The 18,499-nt window shown below is 65.2% G+C and carries 16 protein-coding genes; 2 read left to right on the forward strand and 14 right to left on the reverse strand.

Features of this window, described 5'->3' with window-relative positions; genetic code table 11:
• Positions 1–10 precede the first annotated feature (10 nt).
• From IB229_RS13750 to IB229_RS13790, 9 genes are all read right to left on the reverse strand, one after another.
• A complete protein-coding gene (locus IB229_RS13750; RefSeq protein WP_192329852.1) occupies positions 11–781 on the reverse strand; it encodes a 3-hydroxybutyrate dehydrogenase in 771 nt (256 codons plus the stop codon).
• Positions 782–885: 104 nt separating this feature from the next.
• Positions 886–1,788 (reverse strand): hydroxymethylglutaryl-CoA lyase, encoded by a 903-nt coding sequence (locus IB229_RS13755; protein ID WP_192331578.1) that lies wholly within the window; start codon positions 1,786–1,788, stop codon positions 886–888.
• A 105-nt stretch (positions 1,789–1,893) separates the two neighbouring features.
• On the reverse strand, positions 1,894–3,897 hold the full coding sequence (locus IB229_RS13760) for an acetyl/propionyl/methylcrotonyl-CoA carboxylase subunit alpha (RefSeq protein WP_192331579.1): 2,004 nt from the start codon (positions 3,895–3,897) through the stop codon (positions 1,894–1,896).
• A 14-nt stretch (positions 3,898–3,911) separates the two neighbouring features.
• The gene (locus tag IB229_RS13765) at positions 3,912–4,712 is read right to left on the reverse strand and encodes a gamma-carboxygeranoyl-CoA hydratase (protein WP_192329854.1); all 801 of its coding nucleotides are present in this window, start codon (positions 4,710–4,712) and stop codon (positions 3,912–3,914) included.
• 50 nt (positions 4,713–4,762) lie between these two features.
• Positions 4,763–6,370 carry a carboxyl transferase domain-containing protein gene (locus IB229_RS13770; RefSeq protein ID WP_192329856.1) on the reverse strand — a complete coding sequence of 536 codons (1,608 nt, stop codon included), beginning with the start codon at positions 6,368–6,370 and terminating at the stop codon, positions 4,763–4,765.
• A gap of 135 nt (positions 6,371–6,505) precedes the next feature.
• Complete coding sequence (locus tag IB229_RS13775; protein ID WP_192329858.1) at positions 6,506–7,669, reverse strand: isovaleryl-CoA dehydrogenase; 1,164 nt, start codon at positions 7,667–7,669, stop codon at positions 6,506–6,508.
• 29 nt (positions 7,670–7,698) lie between these two features.
• Positions 7,699–8,094 carry a MerR family transcriptional regulator gene (locus IB229_RS13780; protein ID WP_192329860.1) on the reverse strand — a complete coding sequence of 132 codons (396 nt, stop codon included), beginning with the start codon at positions 8,092–8,094 and terminating at the stop codon, positions 7,699–7,701.
• A gap of 151 nt (positions 8,095–8,245) precedes the next feature.
• Entirely contained in the window at positions 8,246–10,324 is a 2,079-nt protein-coding gene (locus IB229_RS13785) for a TonB-dependent receptor family protein (protein ID WP_192329862.1), read from the reverse strand.
• 207 nt (positions 10,325–10,531) lie between these two features.
• Entirely contained in the window at positions 10,532–11,461 is a 930-nt protein-coding gene (locus IB229_RS13790) for a LysR family transcriptional regulator (protein WP_192329864.1), read from the reverse strand.
• A 160-nt stretch (positions 11,462–11,621) separates the two neighbouring features.
• Between IB229_RS13790 and IB229_RS13795 the strand changes: the two genes are divergently transcribed.
• Entirely contained in the window at positions 11,622–12,851 is a 1,230-nt protein-coding gene (locus IB229_RS13795; RefSeq protein ID WP_192329866.1) for an acyl-CoA dehydrogenase, read from the forward strand.
• 106 nt (positions 12,852–12,957) lie between these two features.
• Here IB229_RS13795 and IB229_RS13800 read toward each other — a convergent pair whose 3' ends face one another.
• The 5 genes from IB229_RS13800 to xthA form a co-directional block, all read right to left on the reverse strand.
• Positions 12,958–13,146, reverse strand: coding sequence for a hypothetical protein (locus tag IB229_RS13800; protein ID WP_192329868.1), 189 nt, complete (start codon positions 13,144–13,146; stop codon positions 12,958–12,960).
• A 15-nt stretch (positions 13,147–13,161) separates the two neighbouring features.
• The gene (locus tag IB229_RS13805; protein ID WP_192329870.1) at positions 13,162–14,160 is read right to left on the reverse strand and encodes a TerC family protein; all 999 of its coding nucleotides are present in this window, start codon (positions 14,158–14,160) and stop codon (positions 13,162–13,164) included.
• A gap of 274 nt (positions 14,161–14,434) precedes the next feature.
• On the reverse strand, positions 14,435–15,088 hold the full coding sequence (locus tag IB229_RS13810; protein ID WP_225579195.1) for a superoxide dismutase: 654 nt from the start codon (positions 15,086–15,088) through the stop codon (positions 14,435–14,437).
• 261 nt (positions 15,089–15,349) lie between these two features.
• The gene (locus tag IB229_RS13815; RefSeq protein WP_192329872.1) at positions 15,350–16,723 is read right to left on the reverse strand and encodes a substrate-binding domain-containing protein; all 1,374 of its coding nucleotides are present in this window, start codon (positions 16,721–16,723) and stop codon (positions 15,350–15,352) included.
• Positions 16,724–16,856: 133 nt separating this feature from the next.
• The gene (xthA, locus tag IB229_RS13820; RefSeq protein ID WP_192329874.1) at positions 16,857–17,669 is read right to left on the reverse strand and encodes an exodeoxyribonuclease III; all 813 of its coding nucleotides are present in this window, start codon (positions 17,667–17,669) and stop codon (positions 16,857–16,859) included.
• A gap of 132 nt (positions 17,670–17,801) precedes the next feature.
• On the opposite strand from xthA, the gene IB229_RS13825 reads away from it, so the two are divergent.
• Entirely contained in the window at positions 17,802–18,443 is a 642-nt protein-coding gene (locus IB229_RS13825; RefSeq protein ID WP_192329876.1) for a GNAT family N-acetyltransferase, read from the forward strand.
• The last annotated feature ends 56 nt before the right edge of the window (positions 18,444–18,499 follow it).

Consider the following 18,499-nt stretch of genomic DNA (forward strand, 5'->3'; position numbering starts at 1 on the left):
GCGTTGCTCGCTACTGCGCGAGCCAGCCGCCATCCATGTTCCAGGCCGCGCCGCGGACCTGCACGGCGGCGTCGCTGCAAAGAAAAACCGCCAGCTCGCCGAGCTGACGCGGGGTGACGAAATCCAGTGACGGCTGCTTTTCCGCCAGCAGCTCGTGACGGGCACGGGCAATGTCGCCATCGGCCGCGGCGCGGGCGTCGATCTGCTGCTGCACCAGCGGCGTGAGCACCCAGCCGGGGCAGATGGCGTTGCAGGTGACGCCGGTGGTGGCGGTTTCCAGCGCCACGCTCTTGGTCAGGCCGATCAGCCCGTGCTTGGCCGCCACGTAGGCGCTCTTGCCGGCCGATGCGGCCAGGCCGTGGGCCGAGGCGATGTTGATGATCCGTCCCCAGTTGCGTGCGCGCATGCCCGGCAGCGCCAGGCGCATGGTGTGGAAGGCCGAGCTGAGGTTGATGGCGATGATCGTGTCCCAGCGCTCGACGGGGAACTCCTCGACCGCGGCGACATGCTGGATGCCGGCGTTGTTGACCAGGATGTCGAGGCTGCCGAACTCGGCCTCGGTGGCGTGAATCAGAGCCTCGACCTCCGTCGGCTTGCTCATGTCCGCCGGGTGGTAGGCAACGTTACCACCGAGGGCGCGCACGGCCGCCAGAGCCGCCTCGCTGTCGCCGAAGCCGTTAAGCATCAGGTTGGCGCCGGCTTCGGCCAGCGCCAGGGCGATACCCAGTCCGATACCACTGGTAGAACCGGTGACCAGCGCGGTTTTGCCGTGCAAGCTCATGCGTGTCTCCTTGTTGCCGATTTACCCGCTGGCAGGCTGCAGCGTCGTTGTAGGAGCCAGCATCCTGCACCGAGTCGATCGCCAGCAAGCTGGCCCCTAAAGGGTCAGCGGCTGGCCAGGCGCGCGCGGGCCACCCGTGAGCCATTGGCCTTGCCGAGCACCTCGCAGATGCGCTGGCCGGCGTCGATCAGGCGGTCCATGTCGATACCGGTATGAATGCCCAGGCCTTCGAGCAGGTAGAGCACGTCTTCGCTGGCGACGTTGCCGGTGGCGCCCTTGGCGTACGGGCAGCCGCCGAGGCCGGCGACCGAGCTGTCGAACACGCTGATGCCTTCCTGCAGGCTGGCGTAGACATTGGCCAGGGCCTGGCCGTAGGTGTCGTGGAAATGCCCGCCGAGTTTGTCGCGCGGGACCTGGGCGGCGGCCAGCTCGAACAGGCGGCGGGTAGCGCCGGCAGTGCCGGTGCCGATGGTGTCGCCCAGCGAGACCTCGTAGCAGCCCATGGCGAACAGCTCACCGGCCACGCTGGCCACGCGTTCCGGCGCCACGGCGCCTTCGTACGGGCAGCCGAGCACGCAGGAGACGTAGCCGCGCACGCTGATGCCGTGGGCACGGGCGGCGTCCATGATCGGCACGAAGCGCGCCAGGCTCTCGCTGATCGAGCAGTTGATGTTCTTCTGCGAGAAGGCTTCGCTGGCGGCGGCGAACACTGCGACTTCCCTGACCCCGGCTTCGACGGCGGCCTCGAAACCTTTCATGTTCGGCGTCAGCGCGCCGTAGACCACGCCGGCCTGGCGCTGGATCTGCGCGAACACCTCGGCGCTGCCGGCCATCTGCGGCACCCACTTGGGCGAGACGAAGCTACCCACCTCGATATAACCGAGGCCGGCGGCGCTGAGGTCATCGACCAGGCGCACTTTGTCGGCGACGCTGATCGGTTGTTTCTCGTTCTGCAGGCCGTCACGGGGGCCGACTTCGACCAGGCGGACTTTCTTGGGAATCGTCATCGCGTCATCTCTCAACATTATCGGCGCCACGGCCTGATGGGTTTCGCGCTGCTCTACCCATCCTACGGACTTATGGCCTTGTCCACCCTACGGGGCCGTGCTCTATCAGGCCCCCTCCAACTCCACCAGCGAGGTGCCCTCGGCGACCAGCTCGCCCTCGGCGCAATACAGCGCCTTGACCGTTCCGGCATGGGGCGCGCGGATGCTGTGCTCCATCTTCATCGCCTCCAGCACCACCAGCGCGGTGCCGGCTTCGACTGCCTGACCGGCCTCCACCAGGATGCGCACGATACTGCCGTTCATGGGCGCCGTCAGCCCTCCGTGCGTGGTGTGGCTGGCCTGCGCCGCGGCTATAGGGTCGACGCGGGTGAGGGCGTGCAGTTCACCGTTCCACTGCAGGTACAGGGTTTCGTCACGGCGAAACGCCTGCAGGCGGAAAGCTTTTGTAGGAGCCAGCTTGCTGGCGATGGTGGATTCGGCAACAGCCTGATCGCCAGCAAGCTGGCTCCTACAGACAAGTGTTTCGCCAATCAGCTGCGCGGTTCCACTTGGCTGTACACGACGCTGCTCGCTCCCGCATGCCAGGTGCAGTGTGGTTTCCGAAACCAGGCCAGCGCGCCAGCCGCTGCGCTCGCTCCAGGGCGAGTGCGGGTCATCGCTGCGCACAGCGGGCGCTTCACTCTGCACGAAGGCATCGGCGGCGGCCTGCCAGAAGGCGTCCGGCAACTCGCCAGGTGCGGGCAGCAACTCGGCCTGGTGGCGCGGGATGAAGCCGGTGTCCAGCTCCGCCGCGGCAAAGGCCGGGTGGGCGAGGATGCGGCGCAGGAAGGCCAGATTGGTCTTCAATCCACCGACCGCGGTTTCATCGAGCATGGCCAGCAGGCGCAGGCGGGCTTCCTCGCGGTTGTCGCCCCAGGCGATCAGCTTGCCGAGCATCGGGTCGTAGAACGGCGACACCTCGTCACCTTCGCTGACCCCGCTGTCGACGCGCCGTCCCGGCCCCGCAGCCGGCTCGCGGTACAGGGCGAGGGTGCCGGCGGCGGGGAGAAAGTCGCCGTCCGGGTCCTCGGCATACAGCCGCACTTCGATGGCGTGGCCGAGCAGCGGCACCTGATCCTGGCTGATCGGCAGCGCCTCGCCACGGGCCACGCGAATCTGCCAGGCCACCAGGTCGAGGCCGGTGATGGCTTCGGTGACCGGGTGCTCGACCTGCAGGCGGGTGTTCATTTCCATGAAGAAGAACTGCCCGCGCGCATCGAGCAGAAACTCCACGGTGCCGGCCCCCACATAGCCGATGGCCTGCGCGGCCTTGACCGCGGCCTCGCCCATGGCGCGGCGCAGCTCGGCGGACAGCCCTGGCGCCGGTGCTTCCTCGACTACCTTCTGGTGGCGGCGCTGGATTGAGCAGTCACGCTCGTTGAGGTACAGGCAGTTGCCGTGCTGGTCGGCGAACACCTGGATCTCCACATGGCGTGGCTTGAGCACGTACTTCTCGACCAGCATGCGCGAGTCGCCAAAGGCCGACTGCGCCTCACGCTGGGCGGACTGCAGCGCTTCGGCGAGATCGGCTTCGCGCTCGACCACTTTCATGCCCTTGCCGCCACCACCGGCGGCGGCCTTGAGCAGCACCGGGTAGCCGATCTGCGCGGCGGCCTCGCGGAAGGTCTGCACGTCCTGCGCTTCGCCGTGGTAACCGGGCACCAGGGGTACCCCGGCGGCTTCCATCAGCGCCTTGGCGGCCGACTTGCTGCCCATGGCGTCGATGGCGCTGGCCGGCGGGCCGAGGAACACCAGGCCGGCGGCTTCGATGGCGCGGGCGAAACCGGCGTTCTCGGACAGGAAGCCGTAGCCCGGGTGGATCGCCTGGGCGCCGCTGGCCTGAGCGGCGGCAATGAGCTTGTCGATCAGCAGGTAGCTGTCCGCCGGTTTGGCGCCACCGAGATCGACGGCCACGTCCGCTTCGCACACATGCCGCGCGTCACGGTCGATAGCGCTGTGCACGGCGACGGTATTCAGGCCCATGGCTTTGGCCGTGCGCATCACCCGGCAGGCGATCTCGCCGCGGTTGGCCACCAGCAGCGTGGTGATGCGCTGCGCCGAGGGGCTCATTCCGTTCTGCGCGGTCATGCTTGCTGCTCCTGCCAGGCCGGCGTGCGTTTCTCGAGGAAGGCATTGAGGCCTTCCTGGCCCTCGGCGCTGACGCGAATCCGGGCGATGGCATTCTCGGTAAAGCGCCGCAGCGGCGGGCTGAGCACGCCACTGGCGACCTCGCGCAGCAACTCCTTGCTCACCTGCATGGCCTGCGGGCTGTTCAGCAGCAGGTTGGCGACCCACTCATCCAGGTGGGCTTCCAGTTCATCCGCCGGGTAGCGCTCGGCGAGCAGGCCCAGTTCGCGGGCGCGCTGGCCGTCGAAGCGCTCGGCGGTGAGCGCGTAGCGGCGGGCGGCACGTTCGCCGATGGCCTGCACGACGAAGGGGCTGATCACCGCGGGCGCCAGGCCGATGCGCACCTCGGACAGGCTGAACTGCGCATCGAGCGCGCCGATGGCCATGTCGCAGCAGCTGACCAGGCCCACGGCACCGCCGAATGCGGCGCCCTGAACCACGGCCAGGGTCGGGATCGGCAAGGCCTGCAGGCTGTACATCAGCTCGGCCAGCTCGCGCGAGTCGGCCAGGTTGGCGTTGTAGTCGAGAGTCGCCGAGTGCTGCATCCAGGCCAGGTCAGCACCGGCGCAAAAGTGCCGGCCGCGGCCGCGCAGGACGAGAAAGCGCAGGCTCTTGTCGGCCTGCACGGCGCCGAGGGCGAGGATCAGCTCGCGGATCATCTCGGCATTGAAGGCGTTGTTCTTCTGCGGGCGATTCAGCCACAGGGTGGCGAAACCGCGCGGATCGGTTTCGAGCTGTACGGTGGTGAAGTCGGTCATGGCGGCTCCAGGCTTTGTGCTTTTGCTCCCTCTCCCTCAGGAGAGGGGCGTTACATGCGGAATACGCCGAAGGTGCTCGGCTCGATAGGCGCGTTGAGGCTGGCGGACAGCGCCAGGCCGAGCACGTCGCGGGTTTGCGCCGGGTCGATGACACCGTCGTCCCACAGCCGGGCGCTGGAGTAGTAGGGGTGGCCCTGACGTTCGTACTGTTCGAGGATCGGCTGCTTGATCTGCGCCTCTTCTTCGCTGGAAAACGCCTGGCCGCTGCGTTCGCTCTGCTCGCGCTTGACCTGTACCAGCACGCCGGCGGCCTGCTCGGCGCCCATCACGCCGATCCGCGCGTTGGGCCACATCCACAGGAAGCGCGGGTCGTAGGCGCGGCCGCACATGCCGTAGTTACCGGCACCGAAGCTGCCGCCGATGATCACGGTGAACTTCGGAACCTTGGCGCAGGCCACGGCGTTGACCAGCTTGGCGCCGTGCTTGGCGATGCCGCCGGCCTCGTATTTTTGCCCGACCATGAAGCCGGTGATGTTCTGCAGAAACAGCAGCGGGATGCCGCGCTGGCAGGCCAGCTCGATGAAGTGCGCGCCTTTCTGCGCCGACTCGGCGAAGAGAATGCCGTTGTTTGCCAGGATCGCCACCGGGTAACCGTGCAGGTGGGCGAAACCGCAGACCAGGGTGGCGCCGAACAGCGCCTTGAACTCGTCGAAGGCCGAATCGTCGACCAGACGGGCGATCACTTCGCGCACATCGAACGGCTGCTTGGCGTCCGCCGGGATCACCCCGTACAGCTCCTCGGCGGCGTAGCGCGGGGCGATCGGCGCACGGCTGTTGATCTCGCCCTGCTTGCGCCAGTTGAGGTTGGCGATGCAGCGCCGGGCCAGAGCCAGGGCGTGTTCGTCGTTCTCGGCGTAGTGATCGGCGACGCCGGAGGTCTTGCAGTGCACATCGGCGCCGCCCAGCTCCTCAGCGCTGACCACTTCGCCGGTGGCGGCCTTCACCAGCGGCGGGCCGGCGAGGAAGATGGTCGCCTGATTGCGCACCATGATGGCCTCGTCAGCCATCGCCGGCACGTAGGCGCCGCCGGCGGTGCACGAGCCCATGACCACGGCGATCTGCGGGATGCCCATGGCGCTCATGTTGGCTTGGTTGAAGAAGATCCGCCCGAAGTGCTCGCGGTCCGGGAACACCTCGTCCTGGCGCGGCAGGTTGGCGCCGCCGGAGTCGACCAGGTAGATGCACGGCAGGCGGTTCTGCTGGGCGATGGTCTGCGCGCGCAGGTGCTTCTTCACGGTCAGCGGGTAGTAGCTACCGCCTTTCACCGTGGCGTCGTTGGCGACGATCATGCACTCCACGCCCTCGACGCGGCCGATGCCGGCGACCACGCCCGCGGCCGGCACGTCTTCGCCGTAGACCTCATGGGCGGCCAGCTGGCCGATCTCGAGAAACGGCGAGCCGAGGTCGAGCAGCTGATTGATCCGTTCGCGTGGCAGCAGCTTGCCGCGCGAGGTATGCCGCTCCTGCGCCCTGGCACCGCCGCCTTCGTGGACGCGGGCGAGCAGGGCGCGCAGCTCGTTGACCTGGCCGAGCAGTGCGGCGCTATTGGCGGCGAACTCCGGCGAACGTGGGTTGATCTGGGTGTGCAGGGTGGCCATCTGGCGCGCTCCATTGTGTTCTGATCGCTCCCACGCTCTGCGTGGGAGTGGAGCCTTGGATGCTCCGCGTCATCTGCCCGGACGCAGAGCGTCCGACTCTTCCCACGCGCGAGCGTGGGAACCATCAATCACGCCTTACTTGGTCTCGTTGAACAACTCACGCCCAATCAGCATGCGGCGGATCTCGCTGGTGCCGGCGCCGATCTCGTAGAGCTTGGCGTCGCGCAGCAGGCGGCCGGTGGGGAATTCGTTGATGTAGCCGTTGCCACCGAGGATCTGGATCGCGTCCAGGGCCATCTGCGTGGCGCGCTCGGCGGTGTAGAGAATCACCCCGGCGGCGTCCTTGCGCGTGGTCTCGCCGCGGTCGCAGGCCTGGGCCACGGCGTAGAGGTAGGCGCGGCTGGCATTGAGCTGGGTGTACATGTCGGCGACCTTGCCCTGGATCAGCTGGAATTCGCCGATGCTCTGACCGAACTGCTTGCGGTCGTGGATGTACGGCACGATCACGTCCATGCAGGCCTGCATGATCCCGGTCGGGCCGCCGGAGAGCACCACACGTTCGTAGTCGAGGCCGCTCATCAGCACGCGCACGCCGCCATTGAGCTGGCCGAGGACGTTTTCTTCCGGCACTTCGACGTCATCGAAGAACAGTTCGCAGGTGTTGGAGCCACGCATGCCGAGCTTGTCGAACTTGCTGCCACGGGAAAATCCCTTCCAGTCGCGCTCGACGATGAACGCGCTGATGCCGTGCGGGCCCTTGTCCAGGTCGGTCTTGGCGTAGATCACGTAGGTGTTGGCATCCGGGCCGTTGGTGATCCAGGTCTTGCTGCCGTTGAGCACGTAGCGATCGCCACGCTTGTCGGCGCGCAGCTTCATGCTGACGACGTCGGAGCCGGCGTTGGGCTCGCTCATGGCCAGGGCGCCGATGTGCTCGCCGCTAACCAGCTTTGGCAGGTAGCGGGCCTTCTGTTCAGCCGTGCCGTTGCGCTTGATCTGGTTGACGCACAGGTTGGAGTGAGCACCGTAGGAGAGGGCGACCGAAGCCGAGCCCCGGCTGATCTCTTCCATGGCGATCACATGGGCCAGGTAGCCAAGGCCCGAACCGCCGTATTCCTCTTCCACGGTGATGCCGAGCAGGCCCATGTCGCCGAACTTGCGCCACAGGTCCATGGGGAACTGGTTGTCGCTGTCGACTGCGGCGGCACGCGGCGCCAGTTCGCTGGCGACGAAGGCCTGGGTCTGTTCGCGGAGCATGTCGATGGTTTCGCCGAGGGCGAAGTTCAGAGACGGGTAGCTCATGGTTCCACCTGTAATTATTTGAATTAGGTTCAGGAAGTAACGCTTTGATTCGTAATGGTTTCAGCTAGCGCGGCCTGGCAGCGCTCCTCGGCAGTATCGAGCTCCAACTGCATCTGCTGGATGTCCAGCAATTGCTGTTCGAGCTGGGCGCGGCGTTCGGTGATCTTGTCCATGAAGGTTTCCAGCTGCTTGCGGTTGCCGCTGGCAGGGTCGTACAGCTCGATCAGTTCCTTGCACTCGGCCAGGGAGAAGCCGATGCGCTTGCCGCGCAGGATCAGCTTGAGCGTGACCTTGTCCTTCGCCGCGTAGATGCGCTCCTGGCCGCGGCGCTCGGGAACGAGCATGCCTTGCTCCTCGTAGAAGCGGATGGCGCGGGTGGTGATGTCCAGCTCGCGGGCCAGGTCGGAAATGCTGTAAGTCGCCATACGGGAAAGCACTCGCTTGTTTACCTTTACGTTAACGTAAAGATGAAAAGCCATGCGGTCAACGCCCAACGCAAAAGCGCGCTCCTGGGAGCGCGCTTTCTTGGATTGCATATTTATATAAAACAGCTAGATATGGCTATCAGGTAATGTATCAGTTGAAGGTGTATTCCAGGCCTGCCCCGACGTACCAGGCACGCTCCGGGCCGGGTTCGTAGTAGCGACCGTTGCCGTCGCCGACGATCACCGAGCCGATGTAGTCGCGGTCCAGCAGGTTGTCGATGCGCAAGGTCTGGCTGAGGGTCAGGGCGTCGAGCTTCTGCTCGAAGCGCGCCTGCCAGTTGAACAGGGCGTAAGCCGGCGCCGCCTTGGCGGTGTTGCTGTCTTCCACGTAGAGCTTACTGCGGTAAATGCCTTCGACGCCGGTGCTGAAGCCCTCGACCGGTGTCCAGTTCAACTCGCCGTAGAGCGTGTTGGCGGGCACGCCGGGAATGTGTCGGCCGGATTCGATCCGGTTGCCGCCGGCGGTGAAGCCCTTGCTGTAGGTGGCACTGATGCGGGTGTAGGCCAGGTGCGCCTGCACGGTCTCGCTGAGCTGGCTGTCGAACGACAGCTCCAGGCCCTGGCGCAGGGTCTCGGCGGCATTCTGGTAGCTGGTGCGGCCACCCAGCGCGCTGGCCACCACCAGTTCGTCTTCGGTGGTGATGCGGAACAGCGCCAGGTTCAGCCGGCTGCGTTCACCCAGGTGGCTCTTCAGGCCGACTTCGAGCTGCTCGCTGCTGGCCGGGTCGAGGCTGAAGCCGAAGCTGCCGCCAGGGCCGGAATACGACAGCTCGTTCAGGGTCGGTGTCTCCAGGCCCTTTCCCCAGCTGGCGTAGACATTGACCTGCGGCGTCAGTGCGTAGCTGGCGCCGAGGCTGGGCGTGGCTTCGCGGTAGGTGACGCGACCGCCATCGTCACCGTTGGCCAGGTACTTGTCGTCGACGTCAAACTCCACCTCGTTGTAGCGCAGGCCGGCCTGCAGCTGCAGCTTGTCCAGTTGCCAGCCCAGCTGCACGTAGGGCGCCAGGCTGGTGACGTCATCGCGCTCATCGCGGCGAAGGTTGCCTTTGACGCCCAGGGTGGTGCCGACGAAGTTCTCGTAGCCCTGGCGGTCGTCGCTGGAAAAGTCGTAGTCGAGGCCCGCGGTCAGGGTCAGCAAGCTGGCGCCCAGTTCGAACGGCTGGATCCAGCGACTGCTGCCGCCGTAGAACGTGCGCTCGAAGTCGATCACGCCGCCCGAATGACGCGGGTTGGCCTGCGGCCCCGTGGGAATCGACTGGTACTGGATGACCCGGCGCTCGCCGCCATACAGCGTCGCCTGCCAGGTGCCTCTGCCGATATGGCGCTCGTAGTTCAGACCGAGCTGGCGGTGGTCGATGGTCTTGCGCGTGTCGTACTGCAGGGCGCTGGCTGCAGCGGCGTCGCGGTCCTGCTTGTAGGCGCCCCAGCTCAGCCCTTGCGGATCGTCGGTGCCGTTCTGGTTGAGGTCGCTGAAAGTCAGCGCCAGCTTGCTGACATCGTCGGGGTAGAGCGTTAGCTTGGCGAAGGTCTTGTCGATGGTGGCGCTGCTGTGGTCGCGGTAGCCATCGGTCTCGAAGTGCGACTGGTTGACGATGAAGCCGGCCTTGTCGTTGCCGCCCTCGGCGCCGATCTGATTGCGCCGGGAGCCCCAGGCGCCTTGCGAGGTTTTCGCACTGACCTTCGGCGCGCCTTCGCCATCGCGGGAAAACACCTGGATCACGCCGCCGGCATTGCTGCCGTAGGTAGTGGCGAAGGGGCCGCGCAGCACTTCGATATGGTCGAGGGTGTCGAGGTCGAAGGTGCCGGCCTGGCCCTGGCCATCGGGGCTGGAGGCGGGGGTGCCGTCGGCCAGCAGCTTGATGCCGCGTATGCCGAAGGCGGCACGGGCGCCGAAGCCACGGGAGGAAACCTGTAAATCCTGGGCGTAGTTGTTGCGATCCTGCACCACCAGTCCGGGCACCCGGGCCAATGCTTCGGCCAGGCTGACACCGGGCTTGCCTGCGGTGGCCTGTTCGGCACTGATGTGATCGACGGAAAACGGCAGGCTGAAACCGCTGGTTTCGTAGCGGCTGCCGGTGATGACCTGGGGATCGAGATCGAGCGTATCGGCCGTGCTCGCCAGGGGCGCAAACAGCGCGGCCAGGCAGGTGGACAGTCGCGTCTTGTGCATCTCGGCTCTCTTGTTCTGGATGGGTTGCCCGAGCGCTTGGACCTGGCCAGCCGCTCTACGTCGCGGCTCAGTCTGCCGTTGCGACGACGCGCGTCGCAACCATCCCTTAGTCTCTAGCCCTTGGTCGTAGATATCCGCGACCTAAGCGTCGATGGCTCCCGTAGGGTGCGCGCGGGCTTGGTGGTACTACGCAAGCCCGCCGGTTGATCAGGAGGCCTGTTCGGCCTTCTTCTCCTGGGCGCTGACCTGCTGGCAGATTTCGATGATCTGCTCGCGCATCCAGCGGTTGGCGGGGTCCTGGTCGGTGCTTTCGTGCCAGTACAGATGGGTTTCCAGAGAAGGCACATCGTTCACCGGCAGTTGCACGAAATGCAGACCGTGGCGGCGGGCGAAGCGCTCGGGCACGGTCATCGCCATGTCGGTGTTCTGCAGCACGGTGGAGGCCATCAGGTAATGCTGCGAACGCAGCGCCACCTTGCGTTGCAGGCCCATCTTGCCGAGCGACAGGTCGACGTAGCCGAGGCCACTGCGGCGGCTGGAGATCTGGATGTGGGTCAGGCCGAGGTATTCGTCGAGGCTGATCTTGTCCTTGGCCAACGGGTGACCGGTGCGCATGGCGCAGACATAGCGGTCTTCCATCAGCTTGACGTGGCGCACCTGCGGGTCGGTGTTGAGCGGCGCGTCGACGGCGAAGTCCAGGCGCCCGGCGGCCAGCTCCTTGGTGGTCTCGCGGCGTTTGGAGAGAAAGCTCTCGATCTGCACCGCCGGCGCCATGCGCCGCAGACGCTGGAACAGCGGCGGCAGGATCACCGTCTCGGTAAGGTCGGTCATGCTGATGCGGTAGGTCTTGTTCGCCTGCAGCGGGTTGAAGCTGCGGCTTTCCTGCACCGACACGCGCAGCAGCTGCAAGGCGTTGCGCACCGGGCCGATGATGTTCTGCGCCATGGGCGTCGGCACCATGCCTTGAGCGGTGCGCACGAAGAGCGGGTCGTTGAAGGTTTCACGCAGGCGCGAGAGGGCGTTGGATACCGCAGGCTGGGTAATGCCGACGATCTGCCCGGCGCGGGTCAGGTTGGCTTCGGTGTAGATCGCATCGAAGACGATGAAGAGATTGAGGTCAACCTTGCTCAGATTCATGCGGGGCTCTCGTCTGTGACGATTGGTCACGCCGATTATATATCGGTGATGAATGTTAATAAGCTACGAAAATAGGTTAGATAAATCCAGGTCGCTGTTCTAGCATCATTTTCAGTTTCGAACCACATCCTCTCCACGTGCTGTCAAAAGGTAGCTGCCCATGGATTTCGCCTACTCCCCCAAAGTCCAGGAACTGCGTGAACGCGTTACCGCATTCATGGATACCCATGTCTATCCGGCCGAAGCGGTGTTCGAGCAGCAGGTCAACGAAGGCGATCGCTGGCAGCCGACCGCGATCATGGAAGAGCTGAAGAACAAGGCCAAAGCCGAAGGCCTGTGGAACCTGTTCCTGCCGGAATCCGAGTACGGCGCCGGCCTGACCAACATGGAATACGCGCCGCTGGCCGAAATCATGGGCCGCTCGCTGATGGGCTCCGAGCCGTTCAACTGCTCCGCACCGGACACCGGCAACATGGAGACCCTGGTGCGCTACGCCAGCGAAGCGCAGAAGAAGCAATGGCTGGAGCCGCTGCTCAGCGGTGAAATCCGCTCCGCCTTCGCCATGACCGAGCCGGGCGTGGCATCAAGCGACGCCACCAACATGCAGGCCAACGCCGTGCGTGACGGTGACGAGTGGGTGATCAACGGCCGCAAGTGGTGGACCTCCGGCGCCTGCGACCCGCGCTGCAAGATCATGATCTTCATGGGCCTGACCAACCCGGATGCGCCGCGTCACCAGCAGCACTCGATGATTCTGGTGCCGACCGACGCCCCCGGCGTGACCATTCTGCGTCCGCTGCCAGTGTTCGGTTACGACGATGCGCCGCACGGCCACGCCGAAGTGCTGTTCGAGAACGTGCGCGTACCTTACGAAAACGTGCTGCTGGGTGAGGGCCGCGGTTTCGAGATCGCCCAGGGTCGCCTCGGCCCAGGCCGTATCCACCACTGCATGCGCTCCATCGGCATGGCCGAGCGCGCCCTGGAACTGATGTGCAAGCGTGCCGCCAGCCGTACCGCGTTCGGCAAGCCGCTGGCCCGTCTGGGCGGCAACATCGACCACATCGCCAACTCGCGCATCGAGATCAACCAGGCGCGCCTGCTGACCCTCAACGCCGCGTACATGATGGACACCGTGGGCAACAAGGTGGCGCAGAGCGAGATCGCGCAGATCAAGGTGGTCGCCCCGAACGTCGCGCTCAACGTCATCGACCGCGCCATCCAGATCCACGGCGGCGCCGGTGTTTCCAACGACACCCCGCTGGCCTACTTCTGGGCGATGCAGCGCACCCTGCGCCTGGCCGACGGCCCGGACGAAGTGCACCGCATGGCGATCGGCAAGTTCGAGATCGGCAAGTACGTACCACGTGACGCGATGAAAGCCAGCCGCTGAGTCTGGCGCGCTGTAAAGACAAGGCCCGCTGATGCGGGCCTTGTCGTTTCTGCTTGAACGGGGCGGTACAGTCTTGCGGACGCTTCCCGTAGAGCGCGCCGGTCCGCTACTGAAGGTTGTCGACGTTCTCGTCCTGCGTGGCTTGCTCACGCAACCAGCTCAGGCGCGTATGCAGTTGCGCGGCGAAGGTTCGGGCGGCCAGTTCCTCACGGAAGCTCAGCGCGCGGCGGCCGATACGTACCAGCCACTCCAGCCGGCCCTCACGCTCGCGCGTCTCTATCTGTACATCCTGCATCGCCTGCATCCCGAATCATGGCTGTTGCCCTGGGTCCTGCGTGGGCTCGTTGCGCGTTTTCAACAACGACAGCAACACACCGCCCACCAGCAGGCCGAAGGTTACGCCAAGGGAAAGCAGCGCGGGAATCTTGCCGATGAAACCATGCAGGAAAATCTTGCCGCCGATGAAGATCAGCACCAGGGCCAGGGCGTACTTGAGGTAGACGAAGCGGTGCATCATCGCCGCCAGGGCGAAGTACAGCGAACGCAGGCCGAGGATGGCGAAGATGTTCGAGGTGTAGACGATGAACGGGTCCTGGGTGATGGAGAACACCGCCGGCACGCTGTCCACGGCGAACACCAGATCGGCCAGCTCGATCAGCACCAGCGCCAGGAACAACGGCGTGGCATACAGCAGCACCTTGCCCGACGACGACTCCTTGCGCACGAAGAACTGGCCGCCATGCAGCTCGTCGGTCATGCGGATGTGCCGTCGCAAAAACAACAGCACGCGGTTCTGCGCCAGGTCTGTATGGGCGTCCGGGCTGCTGAACATCATCTTCACCCCGGTGAGCAGGAGGAAGGCGCCGAACACGTAGAGGATCCAGTCGAACTGCTGCACCAGGGCCGTGCCCAGGCCGATCATGATCGCGCGCAGCACGATCACCCCGATGATGCCCCAGAACAGCACGCGGTGCTGGTAGCGCCGGGGGATGGAAAAGAAACCGAAGATCATCGCCATGACAAACACGTTGTCCATCGACAGCGACTGCTCGACCAGGAAGCCGGTGTAGAACTCCAGTGCGCTCTGCGCGCCCAGTTCGAACCAGACCCACACGCCGAACAACAGGCCGACGCTGAAGTAGCCGCTGTACAGCAGCAGGCTCTCGCGCATGCCGATTTCATGCTGGTCGCGGTGCAGTACGCCGAGGTCGAACACCAGCAGGGCGACGACCACGGCAAGGAAACTCAGCCACAGCCAGGTGGCGGTGCCGAGCAGGGGGGACGTGAGAAATTCGAGCAATTCGTGCATGGCTCCTCCGGACTGTCGATAAAGACAGTGACTCCGACATCACGGTGATTGCTCACCGCCAGAGGGGCCCGGCGTCACTCAAGGGAAAGGCTAGTGCTGGATGCGACGGGCGGCAACTGCCGAGCGTTGCGAGATTTTACGCCAGGTTCTGGCGAGGCCCTGCGCAGCCCGAAAACACGGGCTGCGCAGACGGTTTCATGCGGCGATATGCCGCTCGATCAGCGCGCCTCCCATCCATCATGTGTTCAGACGATGGTTGGTTTGGCGCGCCGCGTCACTCGGCGAAACGGCGGTTCACTTCCTTCCAGTTGACCACCGTCCACCAGGCCTTGATGTAGTCCGGGCGTTTGTTCTGGTACTTCAGGTAGTAGGCGTGTTCCCAGGTATCCAGGCCCAGCAGCGGGGTGCCGCGGGTCTTCTCGGTATCCATCAGCGGGTTGTCCTGATTCGCGGTGGCGACGATGGCCAGCGAGCCATCGCTGCGCTTGATCAGCCAGGTCCAACCAGAGCCGAAGTTGGTGCTCGCGGCCTTGGTGAACTGTTCGGTGAAGGCGCTGTGCGAGCCGAAGTCCTTCTTGATCTGCGCGGCCAGCTTGGCGTCCGGTTCACCCCCTTTGCCGACTGGCGCCAGGGTGGTCCAGAACAGGCTGTGGTTGTAGTGGCCGCCAGCGTTGTTGCGCACCGCGGTGTCGTACTGGGTGATGGAGGCGAGGATCTTCTCGATCGGTTGTTTGCCCAATTCGGGGAATTCGGCGACCTTGGCGTTGACGTTGTCGACGTACGCCTTGTGGTGCTTGTCGTGGTGGATTTCCATGGTCTGCGCGTCGATTGCCGGCTCCAGTGCATCGTTCGCGTAGGGCAATGGCGGCAGGCTGAAGGGCGCAGCGAAGGCAGTGCCGGAGAGCAGGGCGGTGAGGGTGGCGGCCATGGCCAGGCGTGGGGCGGTACGGTGCATGTCGAACATTGAAAGCTCCTTGTGAGCGGCTGAACCAATCCAGGTCGTGCCTGGGGTTCGAGCCGCGGAAGCGATAAATGGTTCTCGTGCATTTCGCCCGGCAGGGTGCCGGACTGTAACGCCGCGTTTCCTCAACGCCGGGTTACATAGATCGGCGAGGCTCAGGGGGGCACCGCGCGCACCGGCAAGATCGACGGTGATCTCCGGTGCGCATGGCGCACCCTAATCAATGGCTCAGTAGACCCACACTTCGACCCGGCGATTCTTCATCCGTCCTTCATCGGCGGAGTTGGCGGCGACCGGCAACTGCTCGCCGAGCCCGGTGATGTCGCGGAAGATCACCCCGGCCTTGGACAGCTCGCGGCGCACGGCCATGGCGCGCAGTTTCGACAGCAGGGCCGCGCGGGCCGGGTCGTTCTTCACATCACCGAAGCCGACCAGCACCACCTTGTGCTGCAGCTTGTCGTGGCTCTTCAGGTAGTCGCTGACCCGCTCGATATCGCGCAGCGCCTTGTTGTCCAGCGTGGCGCTGTTTTCCTGGAAGCGGAAGTTCACCGACAGGCGCTGCGCCTGTTCGCTCAGCTCGCGGTAGTTGCTCGGCATCTGCGTGTTGGCCGAGACCTTGGTCGCCTGCACGGTCTGGGCGATGAAGCCGGAGCTCTCGACGATGGCCTGGCCGCGCGGGCTGTGGGCGAAATCGATCAGCGCCTTGGTCCAGCTGTTGTTGCTGGTCTGCTGCGGCGCGTTGTAGAGGAACAGGCGGCGCGACAGCGGATAGTCTTCGGTGGCGATCAGCGTGGTGCTCGGGTACATCGGTTGCGACTGGCCGTCGGCGATGGCCACGGCCTTGCTCTGGCGCACATAGGGCAGGCCGATGAAGCCGATGCCGCTAGGGTCCTGGCTGACGCCGTCGGAGAGCTGGTCGCTGGACTCGAAACGCTTGGCGCCGGCGGCCAGGCTCTTGCCGTGGCTGGCCAGTACCAGTTCCTTGAAGGTGTCATAGGTGCCGGACTTGTCGTCGCGGGCATACAGGGTGATGGCGCCGCCCTTGCCGCCGATCGACTCCCAGGTCTTGATCTCGCCGGCGAAGATCGCTGCCAGCTGTTCGGTGCTGAGGGCATCGAGCGGGTTGTTCGGGTTGAGGATGATCGCCAGGCCGTCGATGGCGATGACCTGCTCGGCGGCCTGGCCGCGCATGTCGCCAAGGCTGCTCAGCGCCTGCACTTCGCCATCCTTGATCGGCCGCGAGGAGGCGGCGAGTTCGGCGCTGCCATCCTGCAGCGCGGTGAAACCGGTGCCCGAACCATGCGCGGCCACGGCCACGCGAATCAGCTGACCGTCGGCGTTCTCGGCCAGTACCTGCTGCTCGTTCTCCACGCCGCTTTTCTCGATACGGATGTCGCGCATCCCCTGAGCCTCGAACAGGCCCTTGACCAGCGCCGGGCCGAGTTTTGCGCCGATGGTGTTGGAGCCCTGGATGCGCAGTACATCCACCGGTTGGGCGGCGAATACCGACCAGGGCAAGGCGTAGCAGATGAAGCCGAGGACGAGCCATGCGTAGGCATGACCCCAGGTTTGCCGATCGTTAACAGGCAGGGCGCGCGACATGCGGCGTGGACCTTCTCTAGGGAGTGGAAAGTGCGCGCAGCGTAAGACGGTAAGGTTTCAGGCAGATGACAGACACAGAGGCAAAAAGGCCGCTCTAGAGCGGCCCGGTACTCAGGTTGAGCGGCTGGATCGATCAGCTCAGCTCAAGCCAGATCGGCGCGTGGTCGGAAGGCTTTTCCATGCCGCGCAGGTCATAGTCGATGCCGGTGTCCTTGATCCGGCTCTGCAGCGGTGCGCTGGCCAGGATCACGTCGATGCGCAGGCCGCGCTTGGGCTCGTCCTCGAAGCCGCGGCTGCGGTAGTCGAACCAGCTGAAGCGGTCGTTGATCGTCGGATTGTGCAGACGGAAGGTGTCGACCAGGCCCCAGCTCTTCAGCGTGGCCAGCCACTCGCGCTCTTCCGGCAGGAAGCTGCACTTGCCGGTTTTCAGCCAGCGCAGGCGATTGGGTTCGCCGATGCCGATGTCACAGTCTTCCGGGGAGATATTGATGTCGCCCATCACCACCAGTGGCTGGTCGGGCCGGAAGCGGGTGGTCAGCAGGGTCTGCAGGTCGGCATAGAAACGCTGCTTGGCCGGGAACTTGACGGGGTGGTCGCGGCTTTCGCCCTGGGGGAAATAGCCGTTCATCACGGTTACCGGGTTGCCGTGCTCGTCGGCGTAGGTGCCATAGATGAAGCGACGCTGGGATTCCTCGGTGTCACCGGGAAAACCCTTGTGCAGCTCCAGCGGCGCCTGGCGCGAAAGCAGGGCGACGCCGTAGTGGCCTTTCTGCCCGTGGTAGTGCACGTGATAGCCAAGCTGGCGGATTTCCGCTTCCGGGAACTGCTCGTCGGAGACTTTGGTTTCCTGCAGGCCGATCACGTCCGGCTGGTGCTTTTCGATCAGTGCCGCGAGCTGATGAAGACGGGCGCGCAGGCCGTTGATGTTGAAGGAAACGATCTTCATGAGCAGCTACCGGCGAAGGAAAACCGCGATGCTAGCTCAGCCACCCCATGACGGCCAGCGTCTGGCGGGGCTGGGAATGCGGTGCTAACGTGGGGCCTGACCCGCAAAACCTATAACAAATGAGGTCGCCTGATGCCCAATCGTCCCGCCGAAGTGCGCCTGCTCGATCACGGCTACAGCCGTGAGGCGCGTTCCCTGCTGTACCACGCCTACCGCCACGACCCGACCTTCGCCTACCTGTTCGAGAGTGAACGGCCCGGCTTCGACCAGCGTGTGCGCGCCACCGTGCGCGAGTTGGTTCACCAGCATTTTCTCGAAGACCTGCCGGCCATCGGCCTGCTGATCGACGAGCGCCTGGTCGGCATCGCCCTGATCGCACCGCCACAGCGGCGCCTGGGCATCACCGAGAGCTGGGGCTGGCGCCTGCGCATGCTGATGACCACCGGCTTCCGCTGCACCAAGCGCTACCTCGAATACCACGACGCCGTGCTCGCCTGCCTGCCGCCGGGGCCTTACCACGTGTTGCCACTGATCGGCGTGCACCCGAAGTTCCAGGGCCAGCGCCTCGGCGAACAGCTGCTCGGCGCACTGCACGACTGGTGCGCCGAGGACGCCGGTTCGCAGGGCGTGGTGCTCGACACCGGCAACCCGCATTACCTGGAATTCTACAAACGCCAGGGCTACGAGGAGGTCGGCGAAGTGGCCCTCGGCAGCGTTGTCGAGCACGTGTTCTTCCATCCCAATCCGCAGGCGACGGTGCGCGACAGCGCCTGACAACACCCACCTGTCGCGGCTGCCGCTCGCCCTGGCGACGGCACCGCACACGCGGC

The organism is Pseudomonas sp. PDM14 (assembly GCF_014851905.1).
Taxonomy (GTDB): domain Bacteria; phylum Pseudomonadota; class Gammaproteobacteria; order Pseudomonadales; family Pseudomonadaceae; genus Aquipseudomonas.

Coding starts and splice junctions, on each gene's coding strand:
- IB229_RS13750 (WP_192329852.1), bottom strand. CDS start 781: ATGAGCTTGCACGGCAAAACCGCGCTGGTCACCGGTTCTACCAGTGGT.
- IB229_RS13755 (WP_192331578.1), bottom strand. CDS start 1,788: ATGACGATTCCCAAGAAAGTCCGCCTGGTCGAAGTCGGCCCCCGTGAC.
- IB229_RS13760 (WP_192331579.1), bottom strand. CDS start 3,897: ATGAGCCCCTCGGCGCAGCGCATCACCACGCTGCTGGTGGCCAACCGC.
- IB229_RS13765 (WP_192329854.1), bottom strand. CDS start 4,712: ATGACCGACTTCACCACCGTACAGCTCGAAACCGATCCGCGCGGTTTC.
- IB229_RS13770 (WP_192329856.1), bottom strand. CDS start 6,370: ATGGCCACCCTGCACACCCAGATCAACCCACGTTCGCCGGAGTTCGCC.
- IB229_RS13775 (WP_192329858.1), bottom strand. CDS start 7,669: ATGAGCTACCCGTCTCTGAACTTCGCCCTCGGCGAAACCATCGACATG.
- IB229_RS13780 (WP_192329860.1), bottom strand. CDS start 8,094: ATGGCGACTTACAGCATTTCCGACCTGGCCCGCGAGCTGGACATCACC.
- IB229_RS13785 (WP_192329862.1), bottom strand. CDS start 10,324: ATGCACAAGACGCGACTGTCCACCTGCCTGGCCGCGCTGTTTGCGCCC.
- IB229_RS13790 (WP_192329864.1), bottom strand. CDS start 11,461: ATGAATCTGAGCAAGGTTGACCTCAATCTCTTCATCGTCTTCGATGCG.
- IB229_RS13795 (WP_192329866.1), top strand. CDS start 11,622: ATGGATTTCGCCTACTCCCCCAAAGTCCAGGAACTGCGTGAACGCGTT.
- IB229_RS13800 (WP_192329868.1), bottom strand. CDS start 13,146: ATGCAGGATGTACAGATAGAGACGCGCGAGCGTGAGGGCCGGCTGGAG.
- IB229_RS13805 (WP_192329870.1), bottom strand. CDS start 14,160: ATGCACGAATTGCTCGAATTTCTCACGTCCCCCCTGCTCGGCACCGCC.
- IB229_RS13810 (WP_225579195.1), bottom strand. CDS start 15,088: ATGGCCGCCACCCTCACCGCCCTGCTCTCCGGCACTGCCTTCGCTGCG.
- IB229_RS13815 (WP_192329872.1), bottom strand. CDS start 16,723: ATGTCGCGCGCCCTGCCTGTTAACGATCGGCAAACCTGGGGTCATGCC.
- xthA (WP_192329874.1), bottom strand. CDS start 17,669: ATGAAGATCGTTTCCTTCAACATCAACGGCCTGCGCGCCCGTCTTCAT.
- IB229_RS13825 (WP_192329876.1), top strand. CDS start 17,802: ATGCCCAATCGTCCCGCCGAAGTGCGCCTGCTCGATCACGGCTACAGC.